Origin of the sequence: Neisseria sp. P0014.S009 (assembly GCF_051958155.1) — a bacterium.
In the GTDB taxonomy this organism is placed as follows: domain Bacteria; phylum Pseudomonadota; class Gammaproteobacteria; order Burkholderiales; family Neisseriaceae; genus Neisseria; species Neisseria flavescens_C.
On sequence record NZ_JBQCVS010000001.1, the window covers coordinates 160529 to 181563 of the forward strand.

The window sequence follows — 21035 nt, forward strand, 5'->3', positions numbered from 1 at the left end:
GAAACTTGTTTCAGACGGCCTTGCTTTATTCTGTTTCTCAATAAATGCTTTATATCTTTCTCAAAAAAAGCCCCATCACTTTCTCTCCGGCTACAGCAAGCAACGCGCCGGCCACAACCACCATAGCACCCACATAGCTGACGATATTCATATCTGAAGCGGCAAAATAATCGGGGGCGAGATGATGGCCGATGGTGGAAAATATCATGGTGAATACGGGAATCAGCGTGGTTACGATACTGACTTTTGAAGCGTCCCAATGGTTGAGTGCTTCGCCGAATGAACCGTAGCCGATCAGCGTGTTTAAGCAGCAATAGATAAAGCAGCCCCATAAAAACGGATTGCCGATATGTGCGATTTGCAATGGTTCGGCAAACGGCAGGAAAACAAAGCTGCTGCAAAAATAAATCATGAGCAGGATTTGTTGCGAATTGAAATGTTTGGACAAAAGTTTTTGCGCCACACCGTAGCATACCCAAATCATGCTGCCCGAAGCTGCCATCATCACGCCGACCGCGTAGCTGCCCAAGCTGAAAAGTTCGCCGAATTTGTCGTTGAAAAACATGACCAAACCCGTCAGCAAAAGCATCAAGCCGATTTTTTGCCAATGCGTAAAGGCTTCTTTAAACACGCCTACGCCGACCAAAATCATGGTAAAGGGCGAGAGCTGCCACAACACCTGCGTGGTTGTCGGCGAGATATAGTGCAAACCCATGGCAACGAGAACGAAATTGGCAGAAATGCCGATAATGCCCAACACCAATAAAAACAAGGTTTGCTTGGAAAATTCAGACGGCCTCGGCAGCTTGCCGGTCAAACCCAGCAATACAAACAACACCAGCGAAGCCACTAAAAAGCGTACCCACACCAGCGTGGGCGCATCGACGGCTTTTAAGGCCTGTTGGGCGATAACCGGCAGCGAGCCCCAAGTCATGGTGGCAAGCAGCGCCAATGAAAAGCCGAGCCAAGGTTTTTGTTTCTTCATTTTTCAGACGGCCTTTGTTTACGCGGCTTCCCAGTAATCGATATAAAGCTGCAATTCAAGATTATTCCGCCATTCGTTGGCAACGGGGCGGTACACCGTGCGGATGTATTCGGGAATGTCTTCGCTGCAACGCCAAAACATGGCTTCAAATTCGTAGCCGTCTTTTTGCAGCCAGACTTTTTTGTGTTTGCCTTCCGCACCCAAAGGTTGCTGGCGGATAACGTGAAATTCGTCGGTAAAACTCGGCGGAGCGAAGCCCTGCCCCCAAACGTGTCGGGCAAGGTTCTGCGCCTGTTCCAGCGTAATATCGCGGGCGGGCAGGCTGCCGTCGGTAATATAGGTTTGCGACAAATCGTCTTCGCACACCATCTCGCGCACGGCTTTTTCAAAGGCCGTCTGAAATGCAGGAATATTGTGTTCAAGTATGCTCAAACCTGCCGCCATCGCGTGTCCGCCGAATTTCAAAATCAAATCGGGATGGCGTTTTGACACCAAGTCCAAAGCATCGCGCAGGTGCAGATTGGGAATGGAGCGTCCCGAACCGCGCACTTCGCCGTTGTCGGCAGGCGCAAACACGATGGTCGGACGATAAAAACGGTCTTTGAGGCGGCTGGCAACGATGCCAACCACGCCTTGATGGAAGTCGTCGCGATACGCCACCAAAGTTGTCTGCCCTGGAGGCATGGTTTCAGGAAAATCATTCAGCGCGTCTTGCAGCATAGACTGCTCGATTTCGCGACGCTCGATATTGAGGTTGTTTAACTGAGCCGCCAGTTCCTGCGCTTCGGCATCATCTTGCGCCAACAGGCAGGCAATGCCGACCGACATATCGTCCAGCCGTCCGGCCGCATTAATGCGCGGTCCCAACGCAAAGCCCATATCAAACGGCTGAGCCTTGCGCCAATCCCGTCGCGCTACTTCAAACAAGGCGCGGATACCGGGGCGCATTTTGCCCAAACGCATCCGTTTCAAACCTTGAGACACGAGGATACGGTTGTTGTGGTCTAGAGTGACAACATCGGCGACGGTACCGAGTGCGACCAAATCCAAAAGATCGCCCAGATTCGGCTCTTTCAGGCCGTCTGAAAAATAATTGCGACGGCGCAGTTCGGCGCGCAAAGCCATCAATACATAAAAAATCACGCCCACGCCCGCCAAGCTTTTGCTTTGGAAACCGCAGCCTTTTTGGTTCGGATTGACGATGATGCAGTCGGGTACGGTCTCGGCAGGCAGATGGTGGTCGGTAACAATCACATCCAAACCCAATTCCTGCGCACGCGCCACGCCTGCAATGCTGGCGATACCGTTATCCACCGTCACCAATAAATCCACGCCTTGCGCGGCGGCGATTTCAGCCAGCTCGGGCGTTAAGCCGTAGCCGTGTTCAAAGCGGTTGGGCACAAGGAAATCCACTTTCGCCCCCATCGCCGCCAAACCGCTCATCCCGACGGAACACGCCGTCGCACCGTCGGCATCGTAATCGGCGACAATCAGGATTTTTTCCTGACGCTTAATCGCATCCGCCAAACGGCCGGCGGCGGCTTCGCAGTTTGTCAGCGTTTGATACGGCAAAAGCGCAGCAAGTTTGTCGTCCAATTCTGCCGGACTTTGCACATCACGCGCAGCACACAGCCGCGCAATCAAAGGATCGGTACCGGCAGTGAGCAAGTCGTTAAAAACAGTCGGATTAATGGAACGTGTTTGGATTTTGACGGACATGGTGTGTGGGATTAAATAAAGAGAAAATTAATCTTTTTGAAGCGTTTATTTTAAGGAGGAGGCCGTCTGAAACCTGCAATCCATTTTCAGACGGCCTTGGATATTATTTGCGTGAAGCATCGATAATTTCACTGACTACGACATATGAGCCTGCTATCACTGCGCCGACTGCGTCCAAAGCCAATGTAAATGGCGTTTTCAGGATATTCCCCGTCAACTTCCGAACGTCGGTGCTTGTTTTGGTTTCCACATAATAAATTCTGACCGGAACGGCAGTGTCAAAACGGCGATCTTCGGCAACATTTTTCGGCGTTGCATAATAATGACCTTCGGTAGAAATACACCGTGTGTAAACAGTTTTACCATCGAGTTCGACCGGCTTGAACGCCAACTGTTTTAACTTGGCAATCTCGGCAGCTTTTTGAGTATCGTAACGCAGGCAGAAATTCGAGCGGAAAGTTTGCGCTTCAGGAGATTTCAATTCAACCGGCAAAGCCTCATACACCTGTTTTGGGTTTTGCTGAACCATTTGAAAGCGTTTACTCAGCTTAGCGTCCAAAACTGCCTTCAACTTGGCCGAATCTTTAGGATTAACGACAAACCAATATTTTTTGCCCATCATGACCAAGCTGCCTGTTTCCAGTTGCGTATTGTCTTGGGCAACCACGCCAAATGCTTGAATATTGTCTTTAGCGACGGTTTTTTCGGTTGTGGTTTGCTGGAATGGGCTATTTCTTTCCCAAAGATCAGTAGTACAACCATTGAGGGTCAATACACCAACCAGCAAGACGGTCACAGAGTAGCGAAATTTCATGGTCATCCTCCTTCGGTATTACGATACAGGCCGTCTGAAAACCGCAATCCGTTTTCAGACGGCCTTGAGGTTTATTCTTCCCAATCCTGCCCTTCTTCTGAAGCATCGGATTGACCGGCCTCCATCACTGCTTTAATTTCTTGGAACAGCGCGCGGAAGTTTTTAGGCGGTTTGTTTTGTTCCTGCTCTTTTTTAGTGTTGCGGATCAAGGTGCGCAATTTGCCGGCGTCGGCTTGCGGAAAATCGGCCATAAATTGGGTAATCGCGCCATCGTCTGCCAACAGTCGGGTACGCGCCTGCTCGACGCGTTGCAAAAAGGCATTGTGTGCCGTATTGTCGCCGCGCAGTTTGGCCAAATAGGCTTCGATGGGTGCGGGGTCGGTATCGCGCATCAGGCGGCCGATAAATTGTGCTTGGCGTTTGAGCGCGCTGTTGGACGTGATTTTTTTATAGGTGGCGATGGCCTCGAACAGCTCTTCGTCCAAGCCGATTTTTTTCAGCGTATCGCTGGAGAGCTTGGTCAATTCCATACCCAAAGCCTGCAAATCGTTCATCTGCTTTTTCATTTGGGTTTTGCTGACCCATTCGTCTTCTTGTTCAAACATTGTGTTTCCCTGATTTTCTGAATCTGCCTATTTTATCAGTTTTCAGACGGCCTTTCCGTGCGATTTTTGCAGAGGCCGTCTGAAACGGTTAAAATGCCGCAAAACCCTGTCAGGAAACCTTTTTATGCTGTTTAACCACACACCGGACGAGCTGTTGCGCTTGTGCGGACACACGCTGGATTTGGCCAAACAATCCGGCGCCACCGCGGCCGAAGCCGATTTCAGCGAGTCGCTCGGCCAAAGCGTCAGCGTGCGCTTGGGCGAAATCGAACAAATCGAGTTCCAACAAGACAAATCTTTAGACATTACGGTCTATGTCGGCCAACGCAAAGGCCGCGCCAGCACTGCCGACTTCTCCGAACGTGCCCTGCAAGATACGGTCAAAGCCGCCATCGATATTGCACGCTATACCGCCGAAGACGATTGCGCCGATCTTGCCGATGCTGCCTTGATGGCAACCCATATCGGCGACCTCGACCGCTACCACGAATGGGATTTGAGTACCGAATCCGCCATCGATTTGGCCAAGCAATGCGAACAGGCCGCGCTGTCAACGGACAAACGCATTGAAAATTCCGAAGGCGCATCGGTTCATACCGGCCATTACCAATATGTTTACGGCAACACCCACGGCTTTGCCGCACACCAGCAAAGCACGCACCACAGCATTTCTTGCAGCGTGGTCGCCAGCGACGAACACGGCATGCAGCGCGACTATTGGTACGATTCTTCCTGCCGTCACGAAGACATGGACGCGCCCGAACTCATCGGTAAAACCGCAGCCGAACGGACTTTACGCCGTCTGAACAGCCGCAGCGTACCGACCGGCAGCTATCCCGTACTGTTTGACACCACTGTCGCAGTCGGTTTAATCGGCCACCTTATCGGCGCACTCAGCGGCGGCGCGCTTTACCGTCAAAGCAGCTTCCTGATTGACAGCATCGGCAAACAGGTGCTGCCCGAGTTTCTCAGCCTGCGCGAAGAACCGCATATCCTGCGCTCGTTCCGCAGCACTTATTTCGATGCCGAAGGCGTGGCCACGCAGCCTCGTTTTGTGGTGAAAGACGGCGTCGTCGAAGGCTATTTCCTCAGCAGTTACAGCGCGAAAAAACTCGGCATGCAGACAACGGGCAATGCCGGCGGCGCGCACAATCTGTATCTGAACCACACCCACGCCGCGCAGGCCGACCTGTTGAAAGAAATGGGGACAGGTTTGCTGGTTACCGAATTGATGGGACAAGGTGTCAACGGCATTACTGGTGACTACTCGCGCGGCGCAGCCGGTTTTTGGGTGGAAAACGGCGTCATTGCCTACCCGGTTCAGGAAATCACCATTGCCGGACGTTTGCAGGATATGTACCGCGACATCATCGGCGTGGCAGACGACGCATTACGCCGTTCGTCCAACCAAATCGGCTCCATCTTGGTTTCCAAAATGACAGTTGCCGGCAACTGATTGAACTAAATAGACAAAAGGCCGTCTGAAAGATATCTTTTCTTTTCAGACGGCCTCGCCGTTATCTACTTCCATAAAAAACACATCATGCATATTGTCGTTATCCCCTCTTGGTATCCTTCTTCCGAAACCGACGTGGACGGAATTTTTTTCCGCCTCCAAGCCCAAGCACTGCAACGCGAAGGCATAAAAATCGGCATGGTCGTGCCCATGTTCCGCTATTTGAGAAGCCAGCCGAAAACCATCTTCTCGCGCTTCTACGGCCTGCGCCGCCATCAGCAAGGCGGACTCAATACTTACGCCTACGACAGCATGTATTTCTTCCCGCGCTGTCCGGTTGTCGATATCGACCGCATCCGCTGGGTCAACGCAGGCATGAAAGCTTTTGAAGCCTATATCGCCGACAACGGCAAACCCGACGTAATTCACGCCCATTGCGTCAACTATGCCGCCATTTTGGCCTGCGCCATCTTCAAAAAATACGGCATTCCCTATGTGATTACCGAACACAGCAGCGCCATTTCACGCGGCCTTGTCCGCAAAAACCAATGGCCATCCATGCACGAAGCCGTGCGCCACAGCGCAGCCCGGTTCGCCGTCAGCCGTGATTTCTGCCGCATTCTCGAAAAAACCTACGCCGGTACAGACTGGCAATACCTGCCCAATATGCTGGGCGGCAATTTTGAACAGGATTTCGAGTTCCCCGAAAAAAACAATCAAGATTTTACCTTCTGCAGTGTCTCCCACCTGCGCCACCTCAAAGGCCACGACCTGCTCCTGCCTGCTTTTTCAGAAGCACTCAAAACCTATCCGCAGCTCAAACTCAAAATCGGCGGCGGCGGCGCAGAAGAAGGCCGTCTGAAACAACTAGCAAGCGACTTGGGCATCAATCACGCCGTTACCTTTACCGGCGCATTAACCACCGACCAAACCCTAGACCTCATGCGCCACAGCAACGCATTCGTCCTCGCCAGCCGTACCGAGACCTTCGGCGTCGTCTATATCGAAGCACTGTCGCAAGGTTTGCCCGTTATCGCCACACGCTGCGGCGGCCCCGAATCCATCGTCACATCCGACAACGGCCTGCTGGTGCCAATCGAAAACATACCGGAACTGACCAAAGCATTGCTCACCCTCTACGAAAACCATGCAAACTACAATCCCGTCCGCTTGCGCCAAGATTGCCTGCAACAATTCGGCAGCCGTGCCATTGCGCAACACCTGATCGACACCTTCCAAAAAGTGCTTAATAAGTAGGCATAAACCATACAGGCCGTCTGAAATCCTTCAGACGGCCTGCCTGCTTCCAATAAGACAAATCTAGTGTAAAATTAAGACAATAACTAAACTTTTTGATTTAAAATCAGTCCAAGGAAAAACTGTTACCTATAATAATATCCCCACATACATTATGCGCTATTACGGAACGATTACTCGCTGGAACAGCAAGCGCGGCTTCGGAGCCGCTACCATAGAAGACACAGGCCAAGAAATCTTTCTTGCCCTTGCCGCCTTCACCACCCTTACCCGCCTTCCGGCCGAAGGGCAACACATCTCCTTCAACATCACAGAAGGCCGGCGCGGCCGCAAAGAAGCTGAAAATGTCTGCTTCGCCCTCGATTGCGCCGACTGCTTCGATGTCCTCGTCCCTCCCCCCGAAAAACCCCTCGCCGGCAAACAAGCCATCGTCGGCCTGATTGCCGTGATCTTCGTCTGCAGCATTTTCACCGCCTTGTGGTACGGCCTCCACTTTTCCGACAACACACCCAAAGAGCCGGCCGTCAAAAAACAAGAAACCATGGTTCACGAAGTAGCCGCCAAAATCGAAGCCGAACGCAAAGCATGGCGCGATGCAGTCAACGGCAGCAACCACCGCACAAAGCAACCTCAACGCGCCCAAGATAATACGGCAAAACAATAACGCTTTATCCAATAAAAAAAGGCCGTCTGAAAAAATGGGAAGATGAAATAATAGATTTCTTCCTCATTCTTTCAGACGGCCTTTATTCTTACCTCAATTCGGCTCCGCCATTTCCAACGCCTGCTTGATGTCCACGGCAACGACACGCGATACGCCTTTTTCCTGCATGGTTACGCCGACGAGCTGCTCCGCCATTTCCATGGTCAGGCGGTTGTGGGAGATGTAGAGGAACTGGGTTTGCGCCGACATTTCTTTGACCAGGTTGCAGAAACGCGAGGTGTTGGCCTCGTCCAGCGGGGCGTCGACTTCGTCCAGAAGGCAGAAAGGGGCGGGGTTAAGGCTGAACAGGGCGAACACGAGGCTCATGGCGGTGAGGGCTTTTTCGCCGCCGGAGAGGAGGTGGATGGTGCTGTTTTTCTTGCCGGGCGGGCGCGCCATGATGGACACGCCGGCGGTCAGGAGGTCGTCGCCTATCATTTTGAGGGTGGCTTCGCCGCCGCCGAACAGGGTCGGGAAGAAGGTTTGGACTTTGCCGTTGACGGCGTCGAAGGTTTCTTTGAAACGCTCTTTGGTTTTGTCGTCGATTTGGGCAATGGCTTCTTCCAAAAGGGTGATGGCGGCCTGCACGTCTTCGCTTTGGCTGCGATAGTAGCCGTCGCGTTCGCGCGCTTCTTCGAGTTCTTGCAGGGCGGCGAGGTTGACGGCGCCGAGGGCTTCGATTTGCTGGGTGAGGCTGCCGATGCTGCTGTTCAATACTTTCGGCGATTCTTTCGCCAACGCTTCGAGCGCGTCCAAATCAGCGGCGCGTTCGGTCAGGTTTTGATGGTAGCGTTTGGCGTTAATCAGGGCTTCCTGCTGCTGCAACAGAGCGGTTTGGGTGGCTGCCTGAAGCTGCGGCAGCTTGGTTTGCAGGGTTTGTACGCGGGCGTATTGCTCCCTGCCCTGCTCCTGAATCTGCGCAAGTTTGTCCTGCACGGCGATGTACTCTTCATCCAAAGTTTGTACGGCTTCGGTCAATTCGTCGAGCTTGATGTGCTGCTCGTCGTTTTGGAACTCGGTTTCATAGGCGAGGGCAAGCTCTTGCTGGCGTTCCTGCCAGTCCAGAGTTTGCTGTTCGAGCCGGGCGATTTGCTGTTGGTAGTTTTGTTTTTGCTGGTTGAGCTTGTGGACGGCGACTTCGGCCAGCCCGTATTGGCGGTTGGCTTCCAACAGGGCAAGCTGTGCTTGTTTCAGACGGCCTTGCTGCTCTTGGCGGCTGTGCGCGGTGGTTTGCTGTTGGTGTTCGAGTTCGGCGGCGGCTTCCTGCAAAGTAGCGATGTCGTCTGAAAGCCCGTCGGACGTGTGTTGCAACACGGTCTGTTCTTCCGCCAACTGCGCCAGTTCGCGCTCGATGTGTTCGCGGCGGATTTGCCCTTGGTTGGTGCGCGCCAAGAGTTCGGCGGCGCGTTGCTGCGCTTGGCTGTATTGGCGCGTGTGCTGCTGTTGCTGCTGCATCAGGTTTTTATGCTGCACTTCGGACGAGCGCACGGTAGCCTCCGCCTGTTTGAACGCGGCTTCGGCGGCGGAGAGCTCAGGGGCGAGGTTTTCCAGTTCGGACGCGATGCCGTCGAGGCGTGCTTTTTGGGCAATCAGGCTTTCCTGCGCGGGTTTGGCATAGAGCAGGACGCTGACTTTGTCGACCTGATGGCCTTCGGGCGTGAGCCAGATTTGGTGTGCGCCCAAATCGCTTTGATGCGCAAGGGCGTAACTCAAATCGGGCGCGCACAATACGCCGTCGAGCCAGTGGTGCAATGCCGTCTGAAACGGCGGCTGCGCTTGGATTTGGTTCAGTAATGCCTGTACGGGCAGAGATTTTTTGATGCCGCCCGAGAGGTCGTCTGAAAGCCATGCCGCCTGCCCTTGGGGCAACGGCGCGGGCGGCACGAAGCCGTGCGGCACGGCGCGGGCATGCAGGCGTTCGGCAAGGATGACGGACAAGGCGTGCTGCCACTCTGCGGGCGCGGTGATATGTTGCCACAGTTGCGGCGCGGCGGCGTGGTCGGTTGCCTGCCAGAAGTCGGCGGCTTCCTGCTGTTGCGACAGGATTTGCGACAACGCCTGCTGCTGCGCCTGCAAGGTGATGTGTTGCTGTTTTAGGCTTTGGAAACGGTTTGAGGTCGTCTGAAACGCCTCGCGGGCGGCGTGTAAGGCTTCTTCGGCGGCAATGATTTGTTCTTCGTAATGCTCTTGCTGGCTTTGCAACAAGGCGGCGGCTTCCTGCGCGGCGGCGGTTTCGGCTTCGTCGGGCAGGTTCAGGGCTTGGTTTTCCTGTTTCAGACGACCTTTGCGCTCTTCGTGCTTGGCAACGGTTTGTTCGGCATGGGCAAGCTGCTGCTGCTTCAACGCCAGTTCGCGGCGGATGCGGTTTGCCTCGTCCTGCTGGGTTTGGAAGGCGGCGTTGAGCGTGGCTTGGGCTTCTTCCAATTCGGGCAGACGTTCTTCGTGTTCGGCAACCTCCATCGCCCATTCCGCCAACTCGGTTTGCTTTTCTTCGGCCTGCAACTCGTTTTCTTCCAGCTTCACGCGGATTTGCTGCTGCTCCTGATGGATGCGCTGCATCTGCGCCTGCGCCGCCTGCTTGTCGCGTTCGATGCGTTGGTGCAGGTTTTGTTGGTGGCGGATTTGTTCTTCCAAACGGGCAATCTGCTCGCGCAACACGCCGCGTTTGTTGCTCAGTTCGTGTACTGCCTGCTGTTGCGACTGTTCGGCGGTCTGCAAGGCGTGTACTTCGTCGTTTAACGCCTGAACCTGCGCGGCGGTTTCGTCCTGCTGCGCCTGCAAAGACTGATGTTGCGCGGTCGCCTTATCGGCGGCGGCAAGCGATTGCTGCCATTGGGCGTAATCAAGCAAATCCTGTTGTTGGTTCAACTGCGCGGTCAGGGATCTGTAGCGTTCGGCAGTTTCAGCTTGTTTTTCCAGCTTCTCCACCTGACGCGCCAACTCGTTCTGCAAATCGCCCAAACGCTGCAAATGCTCACGCGTGTCTTTCAGACGGCCTTCCGTCTCCTTGCGGCGTTCCTTATATTTGGACACGCCCGCAGCCTCCTCGATATAGGCGCGCAACTCCTCCGGCCGCGCTTCGATGATGCGTGAAATCATCCCCTGTTCGATAACGGCATAACCGCGCGCGCCCACGCCCGTACCCAGAAACAAATCGGTAATGTCGCGGCGGCGCACGGTCTGATTGTTGATGAAATAAGTCGATTCGCCCTGACGCGTCAGCTGCCGCTTGATGCTCACCTCGGCATACTGCCCCCACGCCCCCTGCAAACTGTGGTCGCTGTTGTCAAACACCAGCTCCACCGAAGCCCTCGGCGCAGGACGGCGCGTCGCCGCACCATTAAAAATCACGTCCTGCATACTCTCGCCGCGAAGCTGCTTCGCCGAAGCCTCGCCCAACACCCAGCGCACCGCGTCAATCACATTCGACTTACCGCAGCCGTTCGGCCCGATAACCGCAACAAGCTGCCCCGGCACATGAATCGTGGTCGGGTCGGTAAAAGATTTGAAGCCGGAGAGTTTGATGTGGGTCAGGCGCATGGCAATGTTTCGAATCGGAAAAGAAGGCGTATTTTAACGGAAATACGCTTATCCGTTGAGAGAAAAGCATCTAGAAAGTCCGACTGCTTTTTTATCTTCAAAAGGCCGTCTGAAAAGTTTGTTAAAAAGAAACAGACCAGCTATCGAACTCACTAAAATATTCAAAATAAATTCATATAAAACAATTAACTAAGAAAATATCCACCCAACCACCTTCCCTTTGATTAATTTTTGTACAGAAATGCAAACAAACTGTTTATTTTTTTATGATTTATGGTTATTATCGGACATTAAAGGTTTAAAAATCAGATAAACGATCTCTCCAACCTTTTCATCAAGCGAATAACTATACAGGGAATCTCATGTCAAACATCCAAACCAAACTTAAAACCATCGTTTTTACAGCCATCAGCGCAGCCATCTTGTCCGCATGCGGTGGTGGCGGAGGCGGCGGTTCATCTGCTTTAAGCACCGGCGCGACTCCTACCAATAATACCGGCAACTCTGCTGGCAACAATGGTAATCCTACCAACAATAACAGCAATGCCAACACTCCGAAAGCGCCGTCTACTACGCTTACTAACAGTGCCGACAACCTTGCCGAACTGACCGATGAAGCTCCAATCGATCCGGCCAACGTTACCCAGCCTTTGCACACACATTTCATATCTTCCAAAGGTGCACAACAATCCAACCCTAACGTACAAATCCGCAAAGATGCCGCAGGCAAAATGTTCCAAACAGACAATCAAGACCGCAACCAAAATGGCCTGATCAGCTCTATTGACTTTAACAACAATGATGAAGTCAAAATGGACGGCGTTGTGTTATTTAATAAGACCTCTGATGGCAGCGCAACCCAACCTACATGGACAAGTTCCGCTTCTGTTATTGCCAAAGTATATTCAAAAGGAAATACTCAAACTGATGTCAGCGAACAAACGGGCAAAGAGAAAAATACCAAATTTGCATACGGTAAATCAACTTTGGATGACAATATTGTTGAAATTTCTAAAAAGTTAAAAGCTGAACAAGAAAAACTTGAAAAAGAAGAAAATCCAGAAGCCGGTCCAGTTAACAATAAAAAAGTAACTGAGATCAAAGCAAAGATTGAAGAATTAAATACTTTATACGCTAAAAATCTCGAAGTTCGGGCTAAACTAGCAGAAATGAATGAAAAAGCCAGCAATAATCTAGCCTATTTCCGTCCAGACCAAGATGGCTTAGTTTTCGACAAACAATTCGACGGTGTCTATGTCATCAATTTTGGCGATGGCACCCAGATTGTGTTGCATGATCCTTCCGCAGCCGGCTGGACATATCAAACCTTCGCGCATTACACCGACCCTAAAGGACATGTATACCAAGGCTACCAAAGCTTGGGTGATGAGACTGTCTTCACTACCCTGCCTGCAAAAGGTACAGCCACCTACAAAGGTATTTCCACTGCCTATGTGGTTACCGACAAGAACAATCGTCAGTTGACTTCCAATGTCATGGCTATCGTTGATTTCGGCCTCAAAGGTGTCCGTTTTGAAACATCAAACTCACACTTCCATACTTTGGAAAATGATAAGCGCGTATCCAAAGCAGATAAAAACTACGATTTCAAAGGTACGGCAAGCTGGAAAGACGGCAACCTCTTCTCCGGTAAAGTCAGCACGGCCGATGACAAGTTAAGCGGCAACCTGAACGGCAAATTCTACGGCCCCAATGCTGCAGAAATTGGCGGCACTTACGGCTTGAAAAACAAAGATGCAACCGAACACTTAATCGGTGGCTATGGCGCGAAACGTCAATAAACCTGCCTAAACAAAAGGCCGTCTGAAGTTTCAGACGGCCTTTTTATTTTTAATTTGGATTACACCGATACGGCTGCTTTGATGTGCGGATGCGGATCGTAGCCTTCCAATTCAAAGTCTTCAAATTTAAATTCAAACAAGTCTTTGACTTCAGGGTTGATTTTCATGGTCGGCAGGCTTCGGAAATCGCGGCTTAATTGCAGTCGGGCCTGCTCGATATGGTTGCTGTACAAATGCGCATCGCCAAACGTATGGATAAATTCACCGGCTTCCAGTCCGCACACTTGCGCCATCATCATGGTCAATAATGCGTAGCTGGCGATGTTGAACGGTACGCCAAGGAAAATATCGGCGCTGCGTTGGTAAAGCTGGCAGGACAGTTTGCCGTTGGCAACGTAAAACTGAAACAGTGCGTGGCAAGGCGGCAAGGCCATTTCATCGACCAAAGCTGGATTCCATGCGGACACAATCAGGCGGCGCGAGTCGGGATTTTTCTTGATTTGTTCCACCACATTGGCAATTTGGTCGATATGGCGACCGTCGGGTGCGGGCCAGCTGCGCCATTGGTAGCCGTAAACCGGGCCTAAATCGCCGTTTTCATCCGCCCATTCATCCCAAATGGAAACATTGTTCTCTTTCAGGTATTTGATGTTGGTATCGCCTTTGAGAAACCAAAGCAGCTCATGAATAATCGAGCGCAGATGCAGTTTCTTGGTGGTTAACAGCGGAAAGCCTTCACTCAAATCAAAACGCATTTGGTAACCGAACACGGAACGCGTGCCGGTGCCGGTACGGTCGGATTTGTCGATACCATTGTCGAGAACATGGTGCATAAGGTCGTGATAGGCTTTCATGTGTTTCCTTAATGTATGTGTTGTGGGAATTTCGTGTGTATTGTACCGAATTTTCAGACGGCCTGCCTCTCTGTCTTCAATGGGGCAATCTTCCCCATATTCGCGTAATACACTCATTAACAATGTTGACAATTCAGCGCTAATTTGCACAAATTTTTGAGCTGAATGAAATTTTTACAAAAAAATTTTCAGTATTTTCCAATTTAAATGATTAGAATTTTATTTTTAATTTAATTTATTTTGCAAAATATATTTGAATATTTTTTGTTAAATTTGAAATATAATTCTATTTTTACAAATTGGTAAAAAAATAATGTCAACAATCTAGATAAAATTTTTCTTGGCAAGTAAAATTTTTACGGCTATATTTCAAAACATAAATATTGAAATATCTCACTCAATAGGAGTAGAAAAATGACCGACCTGAACACTCTATTTACCAATCTCAAACAACGCAACCCCAACCAAGAACCCTTCCATCAAGCTGTTGAAGAAGTGTTCATGAGTTTGGATCCGTTTTTAGCAAAAAACCCAAAATACACCCAACAAAGCCTGCTTGAGCGTATTGTTGAACCGGAGCGCGTGATTATGTTCCGCGTTACTTGGATGGACGACAAAGGCCAAGTCCAAGTCAACCGCGGCTACCGCATTCAAATGAGCTCCGCCATCGGCCCTTACAAAGGCGGCTTGCGCTTCCACCCTACCGTCGATTTGGGCGTGTTGAAATTCCTTGCTTTTGAACAAGTCTTCAAAAACGCGCTGACCACCCTGCCTATGGGCGGCGGCAAAGGCGGTTCCGACTTTGATCCTAAAGGCAAATCCGATGCCGAAGTAATGCGCTTCTGCCAAGCCTTTATGACCGAACTCTACCGTCACATCGGCGCCGACACCGACGTCCCTGCCGGCGATATCGGCGTAGGCGGCCGCGAAATCGGCTATCTGTTCGGCCAATACAAAAAAATCCGCAACGAATTTGCTTCCGTCCTGACCGGCAAAGGCCTCGAATGGGGCGGCAGCCTGATTCGCCCTGAAGCCACCGGCTACGGCTGCGTATATTTTGCCCAAGCCATGTTGGAAACCCGCAACGACAGCATCGAAGGCAAACGCGTGTTGATTTCCGGCTCCGGCAACGTAGCGCAATACGCTGCCGAAAAAGCCATCCAACTGGGTGCAAAAGTATTGACCGTTTCCGACTCCAACGGCTTTGTCCTCTTCCCTGACAGCGGTATGACCGAAGCGCAACTGGCCGCTTTGATCGAGCTGAAAGAAGTACGCCGCGAACGCGTGGCCACTTACGCCAAAGAACAAGGCCTGCAATACTTTGAAAACCAAAAACCGTGGAACATCGCGGCCGAAGTCGCCCTGCCTTGCGCCACCCAAAACGAATTGGACGCAGACGCTGCCAAAATCCTGCTGGCAAACGGTTGCTATGTGGTTGCCGAAGGTGCGAACATGCCGTCAACTTTGGGCGCAGTCGAACAATTTATCAAAGCCGGCATCCTCTACGCTCCGGGCAAAGCCTCCAACGCCGGTGGCGTAGCAACTTCAGGTTTGGAAATGAGTCAAAACGCCATCCGCCTGTCTTGGACACGCGAAGAAGTGGACAGCCGCCTGTTTGACATCATGCACAACATCCACGAATCCTGCCTGAAATACGGCAAAGTCGGCGACAAAGTGAACTACGTCAATGGTGCGAACATTGCCGGTTTCGTCAAAGTTGCCGATGCCATGTTGGCGCAAGGTTTCTAAACCCCTATCCAGCCAAACCAAAGGCCATCTGTTTTCAGACGGCCTTTTTCTTTTCATGCAAATTTTATACGCCCAAATAACCTTCCCTGCTGGAAAGCCATCTTGCCAAATGCGCTTCAACGATTTCAGGGTTTTGTTCAATCAGCAAAGGGGCGATTTCGCGCGCTTGTTCTAAAAGGTGTAAGTCTTCTTCAAGGTTGGCGAAACGTAGCATGGGAACGCCGCTTTGACGCGCACCAAGAAATTCGCCGGGGCCGCGGATGTTGAGGTCTTGGCGGGCGATTTCAAAGCCGTCGGTGTGTTCGTAGATGACTTTTAGCCGCGCTTTGGCGAGTTCGCTCAAGGGCTCGGCAAACAGGAGGACGCACACGCTTTCTGCCGCACCGCGCCCTACCCGACCGCGTAATTGGTGCAGCTGCGCCAAGCCCATGCGCTCGGCGTGTTCGATCACCATCAGGGCGGCGTTGGGCACATCTACGCCGACTTCGATGACGGTGGTGGCGACTAAGACGTTCAGACGGCCTGCGGCAAATTCCGCCATGACTTCGGCTTTTTCGGCGGCCTTCATACGCCCGTGTACCAAGCCGATACTGAGTTCGGGTAAGGCCGTCTGAAGTTGCTCGAGGGTTTCGGTGGCGGTTTGCAGTTGCAGGGTTTCGCTTTCTTCAATCAGCGGACAGACCCAGTATGCCTGCTGTCCTTTGCGACAGATGTTGAGGACGAAGCCTTCGACTTCGGCGCGGCGGACATTATTGACGAGGCGGGTTTTAATCGGGGTACGACCGGGCGGCAATTCGTCGATGACGGACACGTCCAAGTCGGCGAAAAAACTCATGGCAAGCGTGCGCGGGATGGGCGTGGCGGACATCATCAACTGGTGGACGTCGCGCCCTTTGTTTTTGAGGGCGAGACGTTGGGCAACGCCGAACCGGTGTTGTTCGTCCACAATCACCAAGCCCAGATTTTGGAACTCGACGTCGTCTGAAAACAGGGCGTGCGTGCCGACGGCGATTTTGACTGTGCCGTCGGCCAGTTTGGCTTTGGCCTCATCTTTGGCTTTTTTGCGCTGGCTGCCGGAGAGCCAAACAACTTCAAGCCCTAACGGCTCAAGCCATTGTTTGAACTTGATGAAGTGCTGTTCGGCAAGGATTTCGGTCGGCGCCATTACAGCCACCTGCGCACCAGATTCGATAGCTGTCAAAGCAGACAAAGCAGCCACAATGGTTTTGCCGCTACCGACATCGCCTTGTAACAGGCGGTGCATGGGGTGGGTTTGCGCCATATCGCGGCAAATTTCGGATACGACTTTTTCTTGTGCATCGGTCAGGGCAAACGGCAAAGCGTGGCGCAGGGCTTGGGTCAACGTGCCGTCGCCGCCCAATGCCGCCGCCGTGCCGCTGACGCGCTTCTGCCGCGCCAAGCGCATGGAAAGCTGTTGCGCCAAAAGTTCGTCGAATTTGAGCCGCTGCCATGCAGGAAGCGCGCCGTCGGAAAGCTGGTGGATGGTGAAGCTCGGCGGCGGCGAATGCAAAAGGCGCAGGCTTTCGGCGAGGTGTGGCAGTTTCAGACGACCCAATAAGGCATCGGACAGCGTGTCGTGCAGCGACGTAACATCCAACGCCGTCTGAATAATACGGCGCAAAGTGGGTTGATTTAAACCGTTTACGGTCGGATAAATCGGCGTAAGGCTTTCCGCCAAACCACTGCTCTCGGCATCACGGATTTTAGGGTGAATCATCTCGTCGCCATGAAACCCGTGTTTGATTTCGCCCACGGCGCGGATGCGTTTGCCGACCGCCATCTGTTTCTGGTTGCTGGCATAAAAGTGGATGAAGCGCAGAAAAAGAACGCTGCCAGAACCATCGGCGATTTGGACAATCAGCTGCTTGCGCGGTTTAAATGTCACTTCCTGATGAATGACTTCGCCCTCGACCTGACACGGCACCCCGATCGGTGCATCCTTAATCGGCATAATGTGCGTCTCGTCCTCATAACGCAACGGCAGGTGCAACACCAAATCCCATGCGGTATGGAGGTTGAGTTTGTCGAGTTTCTTGGCGGAAACATCGGTGATTTTGAGCTGTTTTTGGGTTTCGGGTGTCATCTTAAAAGGCAGCTGATTGAAAGTTTGCTGTATTTTATCCGAAAACAAAAAGGCCGTCTGAACGCAATGTTTCAGACGGCCTTCAAAGCTGAATACTTGAAACAAATGAATATTTGAAAACACGCCGGCTATCGAATCAACTTCAGCCATTGTTAGTAAACAGCTTTCAAAAAAGAAGGATGTTCAACCCATACTTTTATCAGGAATTTAGCCAATAATGTTTACATACCCAATCATTATCCATTCTCCTAAAAATGCCAATCCAATTTCAATTTGACTGTCCGCGGTTCGCCATAGAAATTGTTTTGACCTCGCGTACGGTTGTAGTTGTTTTCAAAATACGTCCTGTCAGCCAGGTTCGTTCCTATCAGGCTAATTCTGCCGCGTTTGTGAAAGTCATATTGAACAAAGCCATCTATAAGTCCGTAGCCTCCTTGGCGAATATTGTAAAGGCTACTTGTGCGACTTTGCGCGGATATTCCGCCACCCAAGGTCAACTTAGTTTGAGGCAAGCGGTAGCTTGTACCGAGGCGGAACATATGTACCGGCGTGAAGTTACTGAAGTTATACGGATCGGCAGTCGTGTTTTTCTCCAACCGCTCCGCGTTGACTTCTGCAGCATTTTTATACTTACTTTTGTTATATGTGTAGCCAACAAAAATACGCCAGTTTTCCGACAATTCGCCAGCCAATTCAAGTTCTGCACCGCTGCTCTTAACCTTACCCACAGGTTTAGCGATGGTTTGGAATGAACCTCCGTTACGACTAGTATCGGGAACAAATCCGAAATCGACAACGGTTCGGTTTTTCTGCTGTAAAACAAATAAGGCAAGCGAAGCATTCAGACGGCCTTGCAAGAACGACCCTTTCCAACCTATTTCATAGTTAGTCCCGATGAGTGGTGGAAGAACGGATTTGCTGGTTACATCAACGTTATCCTGTTGTTTAAAAATCTTAGTATAGCTGGCATACAAGCTTTGTTGCGGTGTCAGGTCGTAGGTAATGCCTGCATATGGCGTGAACCTATGACTTTGCATTTTTGAGGTGTAGTGTTCTTTGTCGATTTTGTTACTACTCTCAGTTTGAAATGCCGTAGCAGGCTGGCCGTAGCGTACAGGCATTTCTTTGGCTTGTGCGGTTTCATAACGCGTATAGTGTATACCGCCCAAGAGATGTAGGCGGTTGGTTGCATTAAAGCGGGTACTGAAAGTCAAAGAATGTGTTTTATTCGTGTTAAGGTATTTCGAATAATTGTATAACGCCGGAACATGATCATCTGCAACCTGAACAGTTTTCCACAGCGGCGTTTTCAGATATTGGTTTGCCCATTTCAAATTTCCCTCTTCATCCCGCTCCTGTATTTTGTTTCCATTTGCATCCAATTCGTAAACAGGATCTTGCACCATTACGCGCTCACCATTGTCGTTGACTGTCCAGACAGGCTTACCCTCTGCATCCAAACGGGGAGTATATTTGGTAACATGCGCGCCACTACATTCCGGCACATAGATTTTGTTATTACCTTTTTCGTTATAAATATGCCAATCTGGTTCGACAATGCCTTTTTCTAAAGGATTACGCTCCGGACCATCGGGATGAATGCCGCAACTGCCTGCACCTGCATAACCTTGAGGACGGACAAAATAACGGTTTTGATAGATTTCTGTATAAGCAGAACGGATTTTTTCATTGTTATACGCATAGCCAACAAAGAAATCATGTTCACGTCCAAGCAGGCGATAGTTACCTGTCAGATCCAGCTTAAAGCCCCATTGCACATCGTGTTTGGTATAGTGCAACGGCATGAAGTTGTAACGGCGGTTGTATGTGTGGCGAAGATTGTATGCTGAGTCGTATAGACGGTTGGGAAACAGGCCTGCTGCATTGTTAATAATGCCTTGCTTTGCAAGCTCCTTATCAACAAACTCTTTTTTATCTACTTCTACACCCGGATCCTGCCAGTCGTTGCACAGGAAATCCAAACCAATGTCCTGCATACATTGATCAAAACCTGCCCGACGTGCTGTCGCCCTTTGAGAGCGATATTGTTCAAAAGCAGATGCATCGAAATGATGGGCAACGTAATCTGCTTTTTTCTCTTCATATGTTTTCGTGACGCCATCACGATATTCTTTTAATTTTGCCAACGCCTTGTCTTTAGGCTCAAAAGGAATAACCTCCCCCTTTTCGGTTAAGAAACCCGTTGCCGCAGATGCTGAAATACCTGCCGCGTGTTCGTTTTTCAGAAAAAATTGTCCGACTTTGGCATCTGAATCGTTACGCGTATAAGAAATTTCGGCATTAAGTTGCCATCCATTGTCAAAGACATGTTTGAAACCGGAAAAAATATTGTATTTATCAGCATTCAGGCGTGACCATGAGGTTTCACCCAAATAAGTATTACGTGGCAATTTCAAAGGATTGTTACAAGCAGGACTGGAGCTGAAGGCCGCAATTTTTTGATCCTCACAAGGTAAAATCACGCCGGCAAAATCGGGAATATCTTTATTTTTCTGATAAGTACCACCCAAAGTCAGCATACTGTTATCACTCAAATCCGCATCAATCACACCATAAACCATGTCTTTCTTGTTCCATACACCCTCTTTAAAAGAGCGGTGGTCCTCATGAACACCAACCAGCCTACCGCGTACCGTATGTTCATTATTCAAGCTTCCAGATACATCCAAAGCCAAACGCTTGCTGCCCCTATGGTCAGTGCTGATTTCACCTGTATGCTTAAACAGAGCTGTTGGCCGCTTACGGATTAAATTAATAGTTCCACCCGGTTCAGAATTGGACTGAGTAAGACCGGTTGCACCTCTGACAACCTCAATGTGATCATAAACAGCCAGGTCTGTACTTGGTGAAACATCGATTTTTGCCGTATAGCCCGAACGTCCAGACACATTAGTGGTAATACCGTCTTCACCAATCTGATCAACATAGAAACCGCGAGACAAAAAACGAGTTTGTAGGCCCGAATCGCGAACCACATTGATTCCCGTAGTGTTTTTCATTGCATCTTCTAAAGAATATATTGCTTTATCATCTAGCTGCCGACGCGTCATTACGCTCACCGACTGCGGCGTATCCTTGCCTGAAATACGCAACCCAGTCGCCGTTGCCATCGTTCCGATTGTATAAGACTGACTGCGCTCAGTATTCCTTTGTGCCTGCCGTTTGCCACTGACCTTGACCGTATCCATGTCTACATGTTCCACTTCTTGATGTCCCGTATCTGCAAAAACAGTTTGGCAAGGCAGCACTAATAACAAACAAATTGTTTTCATTTGAAAATCAGGTTTCACAACTATTTCCTTAATTAATAGAATCTACTTACTGGATAAAATTCTAATTCATTGATTTTAAATGGTATATAAACCTATAAAATTAAAAATATTATCGTAATGATAAGCGATATCATTATATACTTATTACATTAAT

General features: G+C 50.6%; 13 protein-coding genes. 5 read left to right on the plus strand and 8 right to left on the minus strand.

Going from position 1 to position 21035, the window contains the following annotated elements:
* Window positions 1-49: 49 nt before the first annotated feature.
* From ACTHS4_RS00815 to yjgA, 4 genes are all read right to left on the minus strand, one after another.
* Window positions 50-985 carry a DMT family transporter gene (locus tag ACTHS4_RS00815; RefSeq protein ID WP_371459996.1) on the minus strand — a complete coding sequence of 312 codons (936 nt, stop codon included), beginning with the start codon at window positions 983-985 and terminating at the stop codon, window positions 50-52.
* Between the two features lie 18 nt (window positions 986-1003).
* On the minus strand, window positions 1004-2704 hold the full coding sequence (gene recJ, locus ACTHS4_RS00820; protein WP_440365362.1) for a single-stranded-DNA-specific exonuclease RecJ: 1701 nt from the start codon (window positions 2702-2704) through the stop codon (window positions 1004-1006).
* A 103-nt stretch (window positions 2705-2807) separates the two neighbouring features.
* Window positions 2808-3518, minus strand: a complete 711-nt coding sequence (locus tag ACTHS4_RS00825) for a hypothetical protein (RefSeq protein ID WP_107810259.1) — start codon at window positions 3516-3518, stop codon at window positions 2808-2810.
* Window positions 3519-3589: 71 nt separating this feature from the next.
* The gene (gene yjgA / locus ACTHS4_RS00830) at window positions 3590-4123 is read right to left on the minus strand and encodes a ribosome biogenesis factor YjgA (protein ID WP_070645101.1); all 534 of its coding nucleotides are present in this window, start codon (window positions 4121-4123) and stop codon (window positions 3590-3592) included.
* A 124-nt stretch (window positions 4124-4247) separates the two neighbouring features.
* Here yjgA and pmbA point away from each other — a divergent pair, with 124 nt between their 5' ends.
* The 3 genes from pmbA (at window position 4248) to ACTHS4_RS00845 (ending at window position 7500) form a co-directional block, all read left to right on the plus strand.
* Window positions 4248-5579: a metalloprotease PmbA gene (pmbA, locus tag ACTHS4_RS00835; protein ID WP_440365365.1), complete on the plus strand. Its 1332-nt coding sequence runs from the start codon at window positions 4248-4250 to the stop codon at window positions 5577-5579.
* A gap of 87 nt (window positions 5580-5666) precedes the next feature.
* Window positions 5667-6836 (plus strand): glycosyltransferase, encoded by a 1170-nt coding sequence (locus ACTHS4_RS00840; protein ID WP_070826541.1) that lies wholly within the window; start codon window positions 5667-5669, stop codon window positions 6834-6836.
* A 154-nt stretch (window positions 6837-6990) separates the two neighbouring features.
* Complete coding sequence (locus ACTHS4_RS00845; RefSeq protein ID WP_440365367.1) at window positions 6991-7500, plus strand: cold-shock protein; 510 nt, start codon at window positions 6991-6993, stop codon at window positions 7498-7500.
* 93 nt (window positions 7501-7593) lie between these two features.
* Here ACTHS4_RS00845 and smc read toward each other — a convergent pair whose 3' ends face one another.
* The gene (smc, locus tag ACTHS4_RS00850) at window positions 7594-11079 is read right to left on the minus strand and encodes a chromosome segregation protein SMC (RefSeq protein ID WP_440365369.1); all 3486 of its coding nucleotides are present in this window, start codon (window positions 11077-11079) and stop codon (window positions 7594-7596) included.
* A gap of 362 nt (window positions 11080-11441) precedes the next feature.
* Between smc and ACTHS4_RS00855 the strand changes: the two genes are divergently transcribed.
* Window positions 11442-12881: a transferrin-binding protein-like solute binding protein gene (locus tag ACTHS4_RS00855; RefSeq protein ID WP_070826544.1), complete on the plus strand. Its 1440-nt coding sequence runs from the start codon at window positions 11442-11444 to the stop codon at window positions 12879-12881.
* Window positions 12882-12940: 59 nt separating this feature from the next.
* Here the strand turns inward: ACTHS4_RS00855 and ACTHS4_RS00860 are convergent, their stop codons facing one another.
* Complete coding sequence (locus tag ACTHS4_RS00860; protein ID WP_440365372.1) at window positions 12941-13735, minus strand: thymidylate synthase; 795 nt, start codon at window positions 13733-13735, stop codon at window positions 12941-12943.
* Between the two features lie 414 nt (window positions 13736-14149).
* Between ACTHS4_RS00860 and gdhA the strand changes: the two genes are divergently transcribed.
* Window positions 14150-15484: an NADP-specific glutamate dehydrogenase gene (gene gdhA / locus ACTHS4_RS00865; protein WP_049331398.1), complete on the plus strand. Its 1335-nt coding sequence runs from the start codon at window positions 14150-14152 to the stop codon at window positions 15482-15484.
* A gap of 64 nt (window positions 15485-15548) precedes the next feature.
* Here the strand turns inward: gdhA and recG are convergent, their stop codons facing one another.
* Window positions 15549-17588 carry an ATP-dependent DNA helicase RecG gene (gene recG, locus ACTHS4_RS00870; RefSeq protein ID WP_440365423.1) on the minus strand — a complete coding sequence of 680 codons (2040 nt, stop codon included), beginning with the start codon at window positions 17586-17588 and terminating at the stop codon, window positions 15549-15551.
* A gap of 248 nt (window positions 17589-17836) precedes the next feature.
* A complete protein-coding gene (locus tag ACTHS4_RS00875; protein WP_440365424.1) occupies window positions 17837-20881 on the minus strand; it encodes a TonB-dependent siderophore receptor in 3045 nt (1014 codons plus the stop codon).
* Window positions 20882-21035 lie beyond the last annotated feature (154 nt).

Bases quoted from the DNA above. Each gene is read 5' to 3' on its own strand.
- gdhA (WP_049331398.1), top strand. From the start codon at position 14,150: ATGACCGACCTGAACACTCTATTTACCAATCTCAAACAACGCAACCCC.
- yjgA (WP_070645101.1), bottom strand. From the start codon at position 4,123: ATGTTTGAACAAGAAGACGAATGGGTCAGCAAAACCCAAATGAAAAAG.
- ACTHS4_RS00875 (WP_440365424.1), bottom strand. From the start codon at position 20,881: ATGAAAACAATTTGTTTGTTATTAGTGCTGCCTTGCCAAACTGTTTTT.
- smc (WP_440365369.1), bottom strand. From the start codon at position 11,079: ATGCGCCTGACCCACATCAAACTCTCCGGCTTCAAATCTTTTACCGAC.
- ACTHS4_RS00815 (WP_371459996.1), bottom strand. From the start codon at position 985: ATGAAGAAACAAAAACCTTGGCTCGGCTTTTCATTGGCGCTGCTTGCC.
- pmbA (WP_440365365.1), top strand. From the start codon at position 4,248: ATGCTGTTTAACCACACACCGGACGAGCTGTTGCGCTTGTGCGGACAC.
- ACTHS4_RS00840 (WP_070826541.1), top strand. From the start codon at position 5,667: ATGCATATTGTCGTTATCCCCTCTTGGTATCCTTCTTCCGAAACCGAC.
- recG (WP_440365423.1), bottom strand. From the start codon at position 17,588: ATGACACCCGAAACCCAAAAACAGCTCAAAATCACCGATGTTTCCGCC.
- recJ (WP_440365362.1), bottom strand. From the start codon at position 2,704: ATGTCCGTCAAAATCCAAACACGTTCCATTAATCCGACTGTTTTTAAC.
- ACTHS4_RS00825 (WP_107810259.1), bottom strand. From the start codon at position 3,518: ATGAAATTTCGCTACTCTGTGACCGTCTTGCTGGTTGGTGTATTGACC.
- ACTHS4_RS00845 (WP_440365367.1), top strand. From the start codon at position 6,991: ATGCGCTATTACGGAACGATTACTCGCTGGAACAGCAAGCGCGGCTTC.
- ACTHS4_RS00855 (WP_070826544.1), top strand. From the start codon at position 11,442: ATGTCAAACATCCAAACCAAACTTAAAACCATCGTTTTTACAGCCATC.
- ACTHS4_RS00860 (WP_440365372.1), bottom strand. From the start codon at position 13,735: ATGAAAGCCTATCACGACCTTATGCACCATGTTCTCGACAATGGTATC.